Annotated in this window: 18 protein-coding genes and 1 pseudogene; 5 read left to right on the forward strand and 14 right to left on the reverse strand. The window is 37.4% G+C overall.

What is annotated here, in order from left to right:
• Positions 1-122: 122 nt before the first annotated feature.
• Together B5473_RS06765 and B5473_RS06770 are read right to left on the reverse strand one after the other, a co-directional pair.
• Positions 123-1877: a methyl-accepting chemotaxis protein gene (locus B5473_RS06765; protein WP_079524174.1), complete on the reverse strand. Its 1755-nt coding sequence runs from the start codon at positions 1875-1877 to the stop codon at positions 123-125.
• 314 nt (positions 1878-2191) lie between these two features.
• Positions 2192-2566, reverse strand: a complete 375-nt coding sequence (locus B5473_RS06770) for a HesB/IscA family protein (protein WP_079524175.1) — start codon at positions 2564-2566, stop codon at positions 2192-2194.
• Between the two features lie 210 nt (positions 2567-2776).
• Here B5473_RS06770 and B5473_RS06775 point away from each other — a divergent pair, with 210 nt between their 5' ends.
• Entirely contained in the window at positions 2777-3469 is a 693-nt protein-coding gene (locus tag B5473_RS06775; RefSeq protein ID WP_079524176.1) for a DUF2225 domain-containing protein, read from the forward strand.
• Positions 3470-3521: 52 nt separating this feature from the next.
• Here B5473_RS06775 and B5473_RS06780 read toward each other — a convergent pair.
• Positions 3522-3814 (reverse strand): annotated as a pseudogene (locus B5473_RS06780) (NifU family protein).
• Between the two features lie 28 nt (positions 3815-3842).
• On the opposite strand from B5473_RS06780, the gene B5473_RS06785 reads away from it, so the two are divergent.
• A complete protein-coding gene (locus B5473_RS06785) occupies positions 3843-4175 on the forward strand; it encodes a YuzD family protein (protein ID WP_008409039.1) in 333 nt (110 codons plus the stop codon).
• A 95-nt stretch (positions 4176-4270) separates the two neighbouring features.
• Here B5473_RS06785 and B5473_RS06790 read toward each other — a convergent pair whose 3' ends face one another.
• Positions 4271-5338, reverse strand: coding sequence for an NAD(P)/FAD-dependent oxidoreductase (locus tag B5473_RS06790; protein WP_065216297.1), 1068 nt, complete (start codon positions 5336-5338; stop codon positions 4271-4273).
• A gap of 277 nt (positions 5339-5615) precedes the next feature.
• On the opposite strand from B5473_RS06790, the gene B5473_RS06795 reads away from it, so the two are divergent.
• Positions 5616-5855 (forward strand): YuzB family protein, encoded by a 240-nt coding sequence (locus B5473_RS06795; RefSeq protein ID WP_079524177.1) that lies wholly within the window; start codon positions 5616-5618, stop codon positions 5853-5855.
• 23 nt (positions 5856-5878) lie between these two features.
• Here B5473_RS06795 and B5473_RS06800 read toward each other — a convergent pair whose 3' ends face one another.
• Entirely contained in the window at positions 5879-6643 is a 765-nt protein-coding gene (locus B5473_RS06800; RefSeq protein WP_079524178.1) for a TIGR01457 family HAD-type hydrolase, read from the reverse strand.
• On the reverse strand, positions 6643-7095 hold the full coding sequence (locus tag B5473_RS06805; protein ID WP_079524179.1) for a DUF86 domain-containing protein: 453 nt from the start codon (positions 7093-7095) through the stop codon (positions 6643-6645). Before B5473_RS06805 ends, B5473_RS06800 begins: the two co-directional genes overlap by 1 nt.
• A 91-nt stretch (positions 7096-7186) precedes the next feature.
• Here B5473_RS06805 and B5473_RS06810 point away from each other — a divergent pair, with 91 nt between their 5' ends.
• Positions 7187-7453: a DUF3055 domain-containing protein gene (locus tag B5473_RS06810; RefSeq protein WP_008408657.1), complete on the forward strand. Its 267-nt coding sequence runs from the start codon at positions 7187-7189 to the stop codon at positions 7451-7453.
• Between the two features lie 42 nt (positions 7454-7495).
• Here B5473_RS06810 and B5473_RS06815 read toward each other — a convergent pair whose 3' ends face one another.
• The 6 genes from B5473_RS06815 to B5473_RS06840 form a co-directional block, all read right to left on the reverse strand.
• Positions 7496-7843, reverse strand: coding sequence for a YutD family protein (locus tag B5473_RS06815; protein WP_079524180.1), 348 nt, complete (start codon positions 7841-7843; stop codon positions 7496-7498).
• A gap of 153 nt (positions 7844-7996) precedes the next feature.
• Complete coding sequence (lipA, locus tag B5473_RS06820; protein ID WP_079524181.1) at positions 7997-8908, reverse strand: lipoyl synthase; 912 nt, start codon at positions 8906-8908, stop codon at positions 7997-7999.
• 112 nt (positions 8909-9020) lie between these two features.
• Positions 9021-9791, reverse strand: a complete 771-nt coding sequence (gene yunB / locus B5473_RS06825; RefSeq protein ID WP_079524182.1) for a sporulation protein YunB — start codon at positions 9789-9791, stop codon at positions 9021-9023.
• A gap of 42 nt (positions 9792-9833) precedes the next feature.
• Entirely contained in the window at positions 9834-10913 is a 1080-nt protein-coding gene (locus tag B5473_RS06830) for an HD-GYP domain-containing protein (protein WP_254865264.1), read from the reverse strand.
• Positions 10914-11002: 89 nt separating this feature from the next.
• Positions 11003-12367, reverse strand: coding sequence for a bifunctional metallophosphatase/5'-nucleotidase (locus tag B5473_RS06835; RefSeq protein WP_079524184.1), 1365 nt, complete (start codon positions 12365-12367; stop codon positions 11003-11005).
• A gap of 25 nt (positions 12368-12392) precedes the next feature.
• Positions 12393-13244: a DUF72 domain-containing protein gene (locus B5473_RS06840; RefSeq protein WP_079524185.1), complete on the reverse strand. Its 852-nt coding sequence runs from the start codon at positions 13242-13244 to the stop codon at positions 12393-12395.
• Positions 13245-13313: 69 nt separating this feature from the next.
• Here B5473_RS06840 and B5473_RS06845 point away from each other — a divergent pair, with 69 nt between their 5' ends.
• Positions 13314-13667, forward strand: a complete 354-nt coding sequence (locus B5473_RS06845) for a thioredoxin family protein (protein WP_413078752.1) — start codon at positions 13314-13316, stop codon at positions 13665-13667.
• Positions 13668-13713: 46 nt separating this feature from the next.
• Here B5473_RS06845 and B5473_RS20635 read toward each other — a convergent pair whose 3' ends face one another.
• Positions 13714-13857, reverse strand: a complete 144-nt coding sequence (locus B5473_RS20635; RefSeq protein ID WP_176142046.1) for a hypothetical protein — start codon at positions 13855-13857, stop codon at positions 13714-13716.
• A gap of 349 nt (positions 13858-14206) precedes the next feature.
• On the reverse strand, positions 14207-15604 hold the full coding sequence (sufB, locus tag B5473_RS06850) for a Fe-S cluster assembly protein SufB (protein ID WP_079524187.1): 1398 nt from the start codon (positions 15602-15604) through the stop codon (positions 14207-14209).
• Between the last annotated feature and the right edge of the window lie 119 nt (positions 15605-15723).

Consider the following 15723-nt stretch of genomic DNA (forward strand, 5'->3'; position numbering starts at 1 on the left):
GATAATTTACTCTGAGCATATGAAAAGATGATTTATTATAAAAAAACCTTTAACGGAAGTTCACCGCTAAAGGTTTCGAAAATGATTACATTTTATTTATATTGCTTGATGCTTAAAAATAATTAAAGTTTAAACTCTCTCACTAATGAATTGAGTTCTTCTGCCAAATTGGCTAGTTGTTTCGAACTTCCGGCTACTTCCTCCATTATACTGCTTGTTTGCTGAACAGATGCTGCTGTTTGTTCAATGCCAGCCGCTGATTCTTCGGATACCGATGCAACTTCTTCAACAGAACCATTCATCACTTGTGTACTAGCTGAAATCTCTGATAAGTTTTGTCCGATCGTTGTAATACTATTTACCATTTCCTGTACAGCATTACTAATTCCTTCGAAAGTTTCACCTGTTGATTCAATTTGTGTTTTTCCTTGCTCGACTTCTTTATATCCTAATTTTAATGAATCGGAAACGAAAAATGTTTCCTTTTGAATATTGTCTACAATACCCGTAATATCTGTTACAGAATTAGATACTTGCTCTGCCAATTTTCTTACCTCATCAGCAACTACAGCAAATCCTTTTCCGTGTTCTCCAGCCCTTGCAGCTTCAATTGCAGCATTTAAAGCAAGAAGATTTGTCTGATCGGCTACATCCTTAATGACGGTAACTAGGTTTGATATTTCCTGTGATTGCTTGTCTAAGCCTGCAACCTTTTGAACGGATTCATTTACAATGGAATGGATTTTTTCCATCTGTTGAATTGATTTTTTCATTAATTCCGATCCGTCATTAGTCATATTTAATACGTCTTTAGAATTCTCCTCTATCCGTAACCCATTTTCATTTGCATCATGGACTCTTTCGACGAAAGTATTCATTACCGATGCTAATTCGCTTGCATGATTAGCCTGCGTTTCTGAACCTGCAGCTAATTCTTGCATAGTAGATGCCACTTGTTCCGATCCCATTCTCACTTCATCGGCAGATTGTGATAGTTCTGCACTTTGACTAGTTAAAGACTCTGAAGTTTCGGCAACTTTTTTCATCGAATTTTTAAGATTTTTATGTAATAAATTAATGGCATCCGCCAATCTGCTTATTTCATCTTTTGATTTAACTATCAGCATTTCTTTCGTCAAATCACCATTTGCCAGATGTCCCATCTGTTCCGTTACTTTAATGATTGGTTTAGTAATTAAATTTGTATAGAACCAAATGATGATTACCCCTAAAATAATTGAAATACCCATAACAACAAGAATAATATTCAACAACTCTGTAGCAGGTTGATTAAAATCCATCATATAAGTACTTGCAGTCACTACCCAATCCCAGTTTGGATCTACTTTTGAATAGGAAACCTTCTCTTCAATTTGCTCTTTATTATTTGGTAATGCTGAATTATAAAAAGTAAAGCCACCACCGTCATTCGCTATTTTAATCATTTCTTGAGCGAATTTTACACCGTTTTCATCCTCATCATCCCATGCACTAGCACCCTCTTTAGATGGATGCGCAATACGAGTTCCATCTTGACTATACACAATCATATAGCCGTTTTTACCAAGATCAATCGAAGAGTTTATAGGTCGAATCCCATCCCCATTTTTTTCGCCTAAAATAATCTCCTTTACTTTCTCTTGAGCACTTTCAAGTGAAATATTTCCTTTTTCCACTTCCGAATTATAAGCATCAATTGTAGCTAGCGTAAATTCAACACTGTTTTGCAAGTTTGTTTTACCTATTTGCTCTAAGCTAGTAGAGCTTTTCTGGTAACTTGTCACTCCAATTACAATCATCGGAAAAATCAATAGTAAAATAGAGATTCCAATTAACTTTGATTTAATAGAAGAGCTAGATTTAGATTGCTTTTTCAATTATGTACACCCCTTATATTTAATTTTTTATTGGTTACTGAAACTAATTAACCTCCCAATCTATAGAATTAATTTACTATTACTTTTGATTAAAAAGAGTATAAATTACTCTTACACAACTTTAAATTATAGATAAAAGTACTAGTTTTAATTCCCGAATGTTATTTTAACCTAATTTTTTACTTTATCCAACATATTTTTACATAATATCCTCTTTCAGTTGTTTATTTTCTGTTTTAAGCATAAAAAAAAGCCTCCATGATTTGTATGTTTAATAACATCACAAATCAAAGAGACTCGCTATTCGCAATCCATTATTCACATGGTTGCTCTACTGCTGGTCGTGCTGCCGCTTTAAAGCTTGTGCCGCATCCGCATGAAGCAAGTGCGTTCGGGTTGTCGATTGTAAAACCGCCGCCCATTAATGATTGTTTAAAATCAATTTTCGTGCCTTGTAAAATGCCCGCATCTTCTTCGGATACGATAATTTGAATGCCGTGTTGGTTGTCAACGAAGTCATCGTCATTTATTGTTTGCTCAAACGCCATACCGTATGAAAGACCACTGCAGCCTCCGCCTTTTACAGCTACACGCAGGCTCGCATTTTCTTCTTCGTTATGAACCATCATTTCTTTGACTTGAAATGAGGCCGCTTCTGTTAAAATGATTACTTGTTTTTCACTTGCCATTCCAGTCACCTACTTTCTTTTATTTATCATATCAATTGTAAAACCTATCTGACAACAAAACTGCTCTACCTGATTATATTCCTGCATTGAGTAAAAACTTTCAAGGAAAAAATACCTAAAAATTTCACATCAATTCGGTATATTAATCACATTTTTTAATATTCCTTGCTATAATAAAGGAACATAATTAAATGAAAGGTATGAACCTTTATGGAAATTTCCCCATTTTACGAAAAGACAGTGAACTGTATTCATTGCAAGAAAAATTTTTCAACACTTAAAGTTCGTACCAAGTCCATAAAAATTGAACATACAGCATCCGACTTTCAACCAGTCTATACAGACAATAACGTGAATGCATTATATTATAATGTATTTGTCTGTCAGCATTGCGGGTTTTCGTTTACAGAGGACTTCAGTAAATATTTTGCTCCAGGTGTGAAAGAACAAATCAATGAAAAAATTTGCAATCTTTGGTTACCACACAGTTTCAGTAAAGAACGTTCTGTTTTTGAAGCAATTCAAACATATAAACTTGCATTGTTTTGCGCAACGATCAAAAAAGAAAAATTTGTCATTACTTCCGGACTGGCATTGCGTTTGGCGTGGTTATACCGATCAATAAAAAATATTGGACAGGAACAGCGCTTTTTAAAATTGGCCCGCGATCATTATATGGAAAGCTATTCAACTGAAGATTATGCAGGTACAACAATGTCCGGTGTACGAGTAGTATACATGATTGCTGAACTTTCCCGCCGCCTCGGGGATTATGAAAATGCAACACGCTTCTTTTCACGGGTAATTGAAAGCCAACGTGTTGGCGGTGAAGCCAAACTCGTCAATATGGCTAAAGAGCAATGGGAATTAGTACGTGAAGAGCGAGGTAAAATCGCCCAATAAAAGAGAGCTGCCAAGTAAGTAATAACTTTCTTGGCAGCTCTTTCAATTTGAATTAGAAAACTTGTTCTACTTCGACGATACCCGGCACTTCTTCTAGTAGTGCACGTTCGATACCTGCTTTTAATGTGATTGTAGAACTTGGGCAGCTACCGCATGCGCCTAATAAACGCAATTTAACGATACCTTCTTCAATATCTACCAATTCACAGTCTCCACCGTCACGTAATAAAAACGGACGTAATTTATCTAAAACTTCTTGTACTTGTGCATATTGTTCTGTTTCTGTCATTTTGCTCGACTCCCTTCATTAAAATCATTATAATGTGAAGGAGCAAAAAAATCCATTATTGAATAACGAAAGGTTGGAATTCCTATGTCACAATCTCATCCAGTTATAGAAGTTTTCGGCGCTGACATCATCTGTGCCAGCTGTGTAAATGCACCATCTTCCAAAGATACATATGAATGGCTTCAAGCGGCAATTTCACGAAAATATCCGGAACAGCCGTTTACTATCCGCTATATCGATATTGAAGGTGTAATTGATAATGAACGTGATCAAGATTATGCAAACCGTATTCAAGAAGATGAATTTTTCTACCCTTTAGTTCTAGTCAATGATGAAGTAGTTGGTGAAGGCTATGTGCAGATTAAGCCTGTATTTACAGCGCTCGAATCAGCGGGCTTTGTACCAACTGAAGAGTAAATTATAACATAAACAAAAAATTCAATTTTCTCCTCGAGGAAATTGAATTTTTTTGTTTAAAGTCAAATTGATTTCCTCTGCAGGAACGCTCAATTTTAGTTTTCGTTTTGCTTTTTATAGTACCAAAGCAGACCCGACTTCATAAGGCGTGCAATGCGTCCTGTAACCGTTGTATCAGCTAGATGAACGAAGCCTTGCTTTTTACCAAGGGAGCCCATAAAGCCTTTCATTTTGATTTCTGAAAGCTTTTCTGGAAGCGGCTCGCCTTTCCAGCGCATTTTTAGAACTTTAACGATACGTTCGCCTTGTTCTTCCGCCAATTGTGCTGTTGGAGGTAAATGAGAAGAAGCACAGTCACCTACTACAAATACATTTTCATCCCCAACTACATGGTAATGATCCGTAATGATCGGACGATTGAATTTATCCTTTTCAACATCCAGTTCACGAACGATTTTCACAGGCTGTACACCAGCTGTCCATACGATTACGTCAGCTTCAATTACTTCATCATGGTTGTATAAACGGCCTTCTTCAACGCGAGTGATATTTGATTCTGCAATTACATCTACGTTGTGTTTAATAAACCAAGACTTAATATACTCACTTAGCTTTTCCGGGAAATCGCGTAAAATACGGTGTGAGCGGTCAAATAATTTAATTTTTAAATCCGATCGGCTTTCACGTAGTTCACTTGCAAGCTCGATTCCTGAAAGACCTGCACCAATAATGGCAACTGTCGAACCTGGAGCCAATCCGCATACTTTTTCAAATGTTTTACGTGATTTGGCGATTGTTTGAATACTATATGTGAATTCATCGGCACCCGGCACTCCATGATATTTATCAATACAGCCTAAGCCAATAACAAGCTGATCATAAGAAAGCTCTTCGCCGTCACCCAAGTAAATCTTTTTATCTTCACGGTCGATGCGTACTACTTCTCCGTACACGCATTTTAAGCGCTCATGTTCCGGAAATGCAACACGGATTTCCTTATCTGTTGATGTACCTGCAGCAAGTGCATAAAATTCTGTTTTCAAACTATGGAATGGTGTACGGTCTACCAATGTAATTTCTACATCTGCTGGTAAGCTTGGTAAAAGACGAAGTAAAATTCGCATATTTCCGTAGCCGCCACCTAATAATACTAACTTTTGCATAGCATATTCCCTCATATCTGTAAGTAATCAATTACGAAGCCTAGAAGCTTCATAATTGTGTTCACAAAGTTTCCATAAGTATTATAACTGTTTGTGATAAGTTTCACAATATGTTAAACGATATTTTGTGAATTTATTCACATAAGTTTTTTATTACCCTATTTTATTTATTTTGATGCAATTAAAGCAGATTCAAACATATTGTGAAAGATATTAAATCGGAGAAATTGACGTTCGCAGCAAAAAAAAGTAGGATTGCTAATAGTGAGGTGACAACATGTTAAATCCATTAGTCGAATTTTGCATCAGTAATTTAGCAAATGGTGCGCAACAAACATATGAACAACTGGAGCAAGATCCTGATATTGATGTATTGGAATATGGCTGCTTAAGCTACTGCACGAAATGTGCCGAAAACTTTTATGCCGTTGTTAACGGGGATATAGTTGAGGCGGATACTCCAGAAGAGCTGACGAAGCGCATTTATAAATATATAGAAGAAAATCCGATGTGGTAGTCGACCCACATCGGATTTTCCCTTTATTTAATAAGTTCCAACAAATTTTCTACACAATAAGTAGGCAGCTTGGCTTGCTGTTTTACAATTTCGGTAGGAGTAACTCCCGTATTGACATGAATCGTATCACAGCCGAAGTTGATGCCACATAAAATATCGGTATCATAATTGTCCCCGACCATGACCATTTCGCTCTTTTCAAAATGATGCTCTTCAGCAATGATCTGCAGCATAACCGGTGATGGTTTCCCTACGAACGTTGGTGTAACCCCGGATACATTTGCTACTAGTTGAACAAATGACCCATTCCCGGGAGTAAAACCCGTTTCTTTCGGAAATTTAATATCACCATTTGTTCCAATGAGCTTCGCGCCATTTTGGACATAGTCACATGCTCTTACAAGTTTCTCATAGGAGATTTGACGGTCAATACCCATTACAAGGACATCGCTCTGCTCGTCGGTAATCTCTAATCCTTGCTCGATTAAAGCCGTACGAATGCCAAGTTCACCGACAACATTCACTTTTTTATTGGCACTCATCTTAGCTACATAGGCTGCCGTTGCAAGCGAGCTTGAATAAATGTGATCAAGTGGTGCATTTACGCCAATATCTTGTAAAACTTGCTGCAATCTTTCGCGGGTTTTCGATGAATTATTCGTTAAATAATACGGCTCAATTCCGTTTTCCTGCAGTAGGTGAACAAATTTCACGGCAGAATCGATCGCTTCACTCCCCCGGTAGATTGTCCCATCCAAATCAAAGCAATACGCTTTATACGGGAACATTATGCCTCATCCTCTGGTAAAAATGCTGAAACTGGTCCTAATTCATTCGTTAAGTAATCGTGAACTTTTGGAGAGAATTGCTTTAGTATATTTAAGTTTGCTGTTAATACATTTAAAATTTCTTCACTATCTACAGCGATAAATTCACGAACGATCATTTTGCGTAAACCGACAACCGCTTTTAATGGTGCATCCATCTCTTCTGTAATCACTTTTTCATCAACGAAAATATCGATAATGTCTTCGTAGCTTCCAGGATCACGCATAATAAAGCCGTCAATCACCAAGTTTCCTACATCCATCATCGCTTCCATTACATTATGGCCGATTCGTTGTAATGCCAGCTTATGAATATCATCTGCCAACCAGTTCTCAGTCGATTCAAAGATCGCCAATAACTCGTCCAAGTGTGCTAAGTTGTTTGTAATTTTATTTCTATCTACGAAGTACATAGATAAAGCCTCCATTCAATCAATAAAAGTTGATAGTGTTTTCCTTTATATAGTACCATATTCTATAGAGATGGAAGGGGTACAAAACAAAATGGAACGATTTTTCTTATATGATGATGTAGAAGATACAAAAACGCGCTTCGTCAGCTTTGCCGGAAAAACTCAGCGTTATGATTTAGCCATATTACAAAGTAGTCGCTTTTTCGGAAAAGTGCTCGTTCTTGATATCCAGTTTGGCCGTTTTGCCATTATTGGAGCAGATGATGTGGAAGAGCCTGGTTACTTAGAGCATGTATACAACCGTACAGAAGAAGAGACGGAAGACTTACGTGAATATTTACGTGAACTATTAAGCTAAAAAAAAAGAGGGGGCGCTATATGACGCCTCCTCTTTTGTACGTTATTCAGCTGATTCAACCGGCTCTTCTGCCTCAGTTTGTTGTGCAACTATTTGTTCTTTCTTTTGTTCTTGTGCACGGCCTGTTTTTTGAATTATAAAATAGGCGCATCCAAAATTACAATATTCGTACAAATAGTCTTGAATCGTACTAATTTTTGTATCAAACGTGGATTTTTGATTTTTATCGTCAAAAAATCCTTTTAAACGTAGCTGACCGTAACCCCAGTCCCCTACAATATAATCATATTTCGATAAAATATCTGAGTATCGTGCGATAAATGCATCTTCCTGAAAACCTTCCCGCACATTTTCGATCACTTCATAAGCATACCCATCTGCAATAATCAAACTAGACACCACCTATCTATTTCCATGTTAATGAATATTGAACATGAAAGCAATATTCACAACAAATTTTGTAGGTAAATATGGCGAAATCAGCTATAGTCCGTTTACCGCGAGTATTATGAGGCCCGCATAAATAATTTAAACGTCTATTTTCTACAATGTAACACTTGATTGTTTTGCTGCATTCACTTGTTCATCCGCATGATAACTACTGCGCACTAATGGACCCGCTTCACAATGGCTGAAGCCTTTTTCCATAGCAATTTTACGCAGCTTGCCAAACTCGATTGGCGAGTAATATTTTTTTACCGGCAAATGTTTTTTTGTCGGCTGTAAATATTGGCCGATAGTCATAATATCAACATTGTTTGCACGCAGGTCATCCATTACTTCATAGATTTCCTCTAACGTTTCCCCTAAACCAATCATTAAAGAAGATTTTGTCGGAATATTTGGCTGCATTTCTTTTGCTCTGCGTAAAAACTCAAGTGAACGGTCGTATGTCGCTTTTGCCCGTACACGTGGTGTCAGACTGCGTACTGTTTCGATATTATGGTTTAATATATCCGGCTTTGCGTCCATTAAAATCCGTAAACTTTCTTCACGACCGCTTAAATCGGATGGTAGTACTTCCACAGAAGTTAACGGGCTTTTACGGCGGATTGCACGCACCGTTTCTGCCAATACTTCCGCGCCGCCGTCTTTCAGGTCATCACGCGCTACCATTGTAATAACAACATGCTTTAAATTCATTAACGCAACTGAATCTGCTACGCGCTCTGGTTCTGCCAAGTCCAATTCATTAGGCAAACCAGTTTTAACTGCACAGAAACGACATGCACGCGTACATACAGAACCTAAAATCATCATTGTTGCTGTACGACGCTCACCCCAGCATTCGTGAATATTCGGGCAGCGAGCTTCCTCACATACCGTATGCAAATTATTGTCTCTCATTAGTTTTTTTAATGCTTTGTATTCGTCATTGGTATTTAGCTTGATTTTTAGCCACTCCGGTTTGCGCAAGTGTTCTTCCCTAGGATTAGTTGGTTTACAAGATGTCATATCATTTACTCCCCTCACTCAAATGCTACGATGTTCTGATGTCAGAGTATCATATTAACAACTTTCCAACAACAGAGTATTCTTATAATTTTAATTTATCATAATTAAGTTACTATTCGTAAGGGATTGGTACTTCGATAGACGGCTGCGCCCCTTCACCTGCACTATAAATATGCGGCACTGTTCCTCTTACTAAACCAATTGCTATAGGAATTTTCTGTTCAACCGATGCAGATTTACTAGCAAATGGCACGATAATTTGTACATTAACTCCAATGAGCAAATTCACTTCTACAATTGCATTATTTATACCGAATTCACTTACTGTGGATTCAACATTGCTATTTACATTCCCAATAATATGAAAGCGAATCGGTATTTTCGGCCCTAAATTCCCGATAATCGGAAGGTTTAAAGCCTGCCCTAACGGTACAAAAAATACGATTCCGTCTCCTGCTTCCATTTTTCCTACGTCATATTCTACATTTTCCAAATTAGGCAAATGTGATAAATCTCCATTTTCGGCCTGTTCTAGATACTCTTTAACTAATGCTGTCGTTTCTGCGCGAACTTGGTTAATGATTTCTGTATTAAATTTTGTTGTAATCATATCGTCTGATTGTGTAGGTAAATCGACGATGACATCATTTACATCAAGTACACTTGATGTTCTGGAATTAATTGCTTTACTCACAACATACGAAGCTACTTTAAATGTTTGGACTTCGGCGTACTGTAAATAGGTTGGCATTAATCGATCGTTAATAACATATATACTAAAACAAACCATAACGAGAATACTGACGATAACGATTGTTACGGCATTATGCATTTTACCTTTTTTCCTGCCATAGGAATTCCACTTTCTTTTACGAAAACGCAAAAAAAATCCTCCTTCCCATAAAATATGAGATGGAGGATTTTTCTATTCTATATTTTCATCAAAATCTACATCAACTTTTTTAATGTCGACTGTCGGGTAATCACTTAAACATATTTCATATGTAGCGTCCAACATTTTGCCATTTTCCTGGAAAATACGTATCCAAGGACGTGCCACATCCACAAGATTCTGTTTTGATACAATTCCACGTCGTCCATCTGACAGCAATAGAATTGATCCATTTGCGTAATGGACGATGCTCCGTCTAAATGCCTCCATTACCTTTGCATCAAACTGCTTCCCGTCGCCTCTACCAATAATCGAAATCGCTTCTGACGGCAACATTTTCTTTCGGTATATCCGATTGGATGTCAATGCATCAAACACGTCTGCAACAGCGATAATTTTTGCAAACGGATGAATTTCATTGTTAACAAGCCCCCGTGGATAACCGCTTCCATCAATTCGTTCATGATGCTGAAAAGCGCAATGTGCTACAAGCAATGATACTGAATGTAAATTGCGTAATAAGTCAAACCCGTAACGGGCGTGATTCTTCATCTCGTCGTATTCTTCATCCGTTAAGTTACTCGGCTTTAATAAAATATCAGGCGAAATAAGCAGCTTGCCCACATCGTGTAAAATAGCCCCAATTCCAATTAATCGTATGTCTTCGTAAGAATAGCCCATTTCTTTAGCAATCGCGATTGAATATAATGCTACTTGGAATGAATGCTGGTAAATATATTTGTCATACAAATAAGCATCAGTCAGAACCATTAATACTTCCTCGCTATTAATAATGGCATTCATAATATCATCGACAATTAAGCCAATTACTTTGGACTGTTGATCCAGCACATAGGATGCCTGATCCCGTTTTGCTTTTTTTACATTTTCAAACGATTTCGCCATGTTTTTAACGGCTTCCATTCTTTTTAACGGTGCAATCGTTTCTTCTATTTCGATTCCGGCTGAAAGTTTGTCATCAATGTATAAATAATGAATATTCAGATCTCGCAGCCTTTCAATAATTCGGCTTGTTACTATGACATTTTTATGAAGCAGTGGATGACCGGCTTCATTCCAAATAGTTCTGCCGACTGCCATACCTTCTTTCAAAACATTTATCGATATTAATCGCATCTATACTAATTTCTCCATTCTACTATTACGTTCATTATATAATTGGAAAGTGGCTCTTGGGAAATTTACTGAAACTTTTTTATACAATAATTTTTAAAGACATCCCGGATAAATTCCGGTAGTAAATATTGTTTTTTCGCATATTTAAAGCTTGGGAAAAAATAACCGAATGTAAACAGATCCAGTGTTGCTAATCGGTAAATCCGATCTGGCTTCATGAGTTGCCCGTTTATATATAACTCACGCTGCTTCGTCATTTCAATACCATAATTCAATATTTTTCCGAAAATAATACCTCTAAAACCAAGGCCTTTTAATTCAAGACGCGGCCATTCTTCATTTTCGGATTGAGTGAAAATTTCTTTTAATTCATTGCCGGTTATTTGCACGACACATATATTTATCGGATGGGGAAAAATTTTATGAATATCATATGTAGAAATTAGCCCTTTACGCAGCGGTTCGACAAAAATTCCAGCATTGAACATAACACAATCCGCTTCTGTATAATCATACATACATTCTGCAAATAAATCCGATAATTGAGAACGGTGAAACCATTCTTTGTTGTAAGGTTTCGTTAACGTGAAAATAGGTTTTTCCAATATAGCCTTTGCTTCTTTTTGAAGATTGGACAACCACAGTTCTTCTTCTTCGACAGTTGGTAAAAGTGCGTTTTCAAATAATTGATCTGATTTTTCTACTAATTTACGGGACGCGTGGTCAAATTCCATCGTTAACTGACCGGTATACTGCCCAAATTTACCTCCTCCAGTTAAAAGTACATTGTTTTCCACTTTACCTTTTTCAAACACATGATGTGTGTGCGAACCGAAAATCACATCGATAATCGGGCATTCCTGTGCCAGCAATTCATCTTCGGTAATCCCTAAATGTGATAAACAAACAATTATATCCGCCTGCTCCTTTAATTCAAATGCAAGCTTCACAAGCTCTTTACGCGGGTTTGTTACGTCCCACCCAAGCTCCTTATAGAAAAGGTCAAACGGAGCAGTCGCAGCTATCACAGCGATTTTGGTGCCATACTGGGTAGTCAATATTGTGTAAGGTTTCATCCACCGGGGATTTTCTTCTGATTGTGAATACAGATTTGCAACAACTACATCGAACTTTGCATCATCATATAGGTGATAGAGCAAATTATAGGACAGCGTTATGCCTTCATTGTTTCCAATTGTCACAACATCATAATCTGCATCATTCAGCATTTTAATATTACCCTTGCCCAGTGTTGCCTCTGTATATAAATTTGAACGGTCCAAATGATCTCCTAAATCGATCAAGAAGCTAGTTTCACCTTTATCGGCCAGTATTTGACGTTGTATTTGAATAAACGACTGACTGCGCTTCCAGTACGTAAAATGACTATGCAAATCATTCGTATGGAATATATGAATTACTTCTCGCACTTTTGCATTGCCACCTCGCTCTACGTTATTCTTCAAAAAGACCTAATTGCTTTGGCGCTAAACCATCAAATTCAAGATCAAGAATTTGCTGCATTCGTTTTGCATTTTTCGCTGCATGCCCACCCGAATTATTATTAAATAATACGAAGACATGTTTTGATTGGCGTGCCAAAAATTTAACTTCCTCTGCAAGTTTCTGCAGCTCTTCTTCATTATAATCATATAAAAACCGCACTTTGCGCCAGTTTTCCCCATGTCCTATATTTCGCCATCCATGAACATTGCGCCCATGAATACGTACGAGCACCTTCTCACTAGTAGCGATTGGTACTAAAGGAGCGGAGCCGCTTCCTGCCTGTGGTTCATCACAAACTGTATGAATCAACTGATGGTCTTTTAAAAATTGCAGTGTCTTTTCTTTCATTTCCGCACTGTACCAAGTTTGGTTTCGAAACTCAATAGCAATAGGATACCCTTGTAATTGTTGCTTTATATAGCGAATATATTGAACATTTTTTCCTTGGCAGTCAAACCAAGGTGGAAATTGAACTAGTACCATTGCAAGCTTACCGTGCTTTTTAAATGTATCTGCACAATTACGGAATGCGTTGAACATATCATTTTTCGTCTCAAATGGCAGTTCATCGCGTAAATGGCCTGTCATGCCCTGATAAGCCTTTACGACAAATTGAAAGCTATCCGGTGTATCTTTACACCATTTTTCTACATTTGCCGGTGAAGGAATCGCATAAAAGGACGTATCTAATTCTACGACAGGGAAATGCCCGCTATAATCAAATAATTTATCTTTTGCTGCAGTAACTTCACTATATACTTCCGGGTGATCTCCCCAACCAGTTAAGCCGATTGAAATCATCGTACTTCACCTCTCTTGTATTGTATAATACCTTACCCTTTTCAATGGTCATTCATTGCAAAACACTACATTTCACATCATAATAATAGAAAAAAGGAGGACAAGTTTATGCATATTTTACAATCAACAGAGGAATTCGAGCAATTTAAAAGCAGTTCAGCAGTTATTTTCGAATTTACAGCGGACTGGTGCGGAGATTGTCGTTTCATTGATCCGTTTATGCCGGAAGTCGTTGAAAAATTTCCGGAATATAAATTCGTTAAAGTAGACCGCGATAAGTTTTTAGATTTATGTATTGATTTAGGAATTATCGGTATTCCTAGCTTTTTAGCTTACGAAAACGGCACGGAGCTTGGACGTTTTGTCAGCAAAGACCGTAAAACACAACAGGAAATCGAAAACTTTATTTCCAACTTAAAATAGAAAAAAGCTTCAAACGCATAAGTAGTCGTTTGAAGCCATTTTAATATTATTTAATAATACCTTCATGCTCTTCATTTTTCATAATCTTACCGTTTTTCTTTTCCCCTAAAGCCCAAAAAGTAAGTGCTACCGCTACTACAACTACAGCACCAGGAACTCCTAAAACTACAGGCCAAAATAAGTTTTCCATTTTTGTCGCCCCTTTATATACATTCTTCTCATTCTATTATTCCATCTAATACAATTATTGTAAATGTATACTCTGCGCTTTCTTAAATCTTTCTAGTAAAGTTGTTTATTTCTTCACGAATTCAACACAATTTTGCTAAATGAACAGGTTTGCATTTAAGGTGTGGGACGCCCGGCAAATTATTTTAGTCAAATTAATTACTTTTTTAGTCATCTTATTTAGCAATATAGCCAACTTCGGTATTATTTAGTCATACTAAGAGAGATTTTAGTCAAAGTACATAATCAAGAGACGTCCGGCAATAAAAAAACCTGTCTCCGATAAATCGGAGACAGGTGCCTGGATAAAATTATCCGATTGAACCTTCCATCTCGAACTTGATTAGACGGTTCATTTCTACTGCATATTCCATTGGTAATTCTTTTGTGAATGGCTCGATGAAGCCCATTACGATCATTTCTGTCGCTTCTTCTTCAGAAACACCACGGCTCATTAAGTAGAACAATTGCTCTTCAGATACTTTAGAAACTTTCGCTTCGTGCTCTAAAGATACGTTATCATTTAAGATTTCGTTGTATGGAATTGTATCAGAAGTAGATTCGTTATCCATGATTAATGTGTCACACTCGATGTTTGAACGTGCACCTTTAGCATTTTTACCGAATTTTACTTGACCAAGATACGTAACTTTACCACCTTGCTTAGCAATCGATTTTGAAACGATTGTTGAAGATGTGTTTGGTGCTAAGTGAATCATTTTCGCACCAGCGTGTTGGTGTTGACCTTTACCTGCAATGGCAATTGATAATGTCATACCACGTGCGCCTTCACCTTTAAGGATACAAGCAGGGTATTTCATTGTTAATTTTGAACCGATGTTTCCGTCGATCCATTCCATTGTACCGTTTTCTTCAACAACTGTACGTTTTGTAACAAGGTTATATACGTTGTTCGCCCAGTTTTGAATCGTTGTGTAACGGCAGTAAGCGTTCTTTTTAACGATGATTTCTACTACAGCCGAGTGTAGAGAGTTTGTTGTGTAAACAGGCGCTGTACAACCTTCTACGTAGTGTACAGATGCATCTTCGTCTACGATAATTAGCGTACGTTCGAATTGACCCATGTTTTCAGAGTTAATACGGAAGTATGCTTGTAATGGTGTGTCTAATTTAACGCCTTTAGGCATATAAATAAATGAACCACCAGACCAAACTGCAGAGTTTAATGCTGCGAATTTGTTATCTGTATAAGGGATTACTGTACCCCAGTGTTTTTTGAAGATTTCTTCGTTTTCTTTTAATGCTGAGTCAGTATCTTTGAAGACAATACCTAAATCTGTAAGGTCTTGTTTCATGTTGTGGTAAACTACTTCAGATTCATACTGAGCAGATACACCTGCAAGATATTTTTGTTCAGCTTCCGGGATACCTAATTTATCGAATGTTGCTTTGATTTCTTCAGGTACTTCATCCCAAGAACGTTCAGTTGCTTCAGATGGTTTTACATAATACGTAATTTCATCGAAGTTTAATGACGCTAGGTCACCGCCCCATTGAGGCATTGGCATTTCATAGAATTTTTCAAGAGCTTTTAAGCGGTAGTCAAGCATCCACTGCGGCTCTTCCTTCATACTTGAGATTTCACGAACGATATCTGCTGTAAGTCCACGTTCAGAACGGAAAATAGATACGTCCTTGTCATGGAAGCCATACTTGTAATCGCCGATTTCAGGCATTTTTTTAGCCATGTTGTCTCCTCCGTTCATTATCTTAAAGTGTTCAAGCGCTCGTTCAGCTGTGACAGACGTTGGAGAGTCCTGACAAGTGTGCTCGCACACGCAGGAAGGAATCGAAACGTCCGAACAGC

Origin of the sequence: Solibacillus isronensis, from assembly GCF_900168685.1 — a bacterium.
Lineage (GTDB): Bacteria > Bacillota > Bacilli > Bacillales_A > Planococcaceae > Solibacillus > Solibacillus isronensis_A.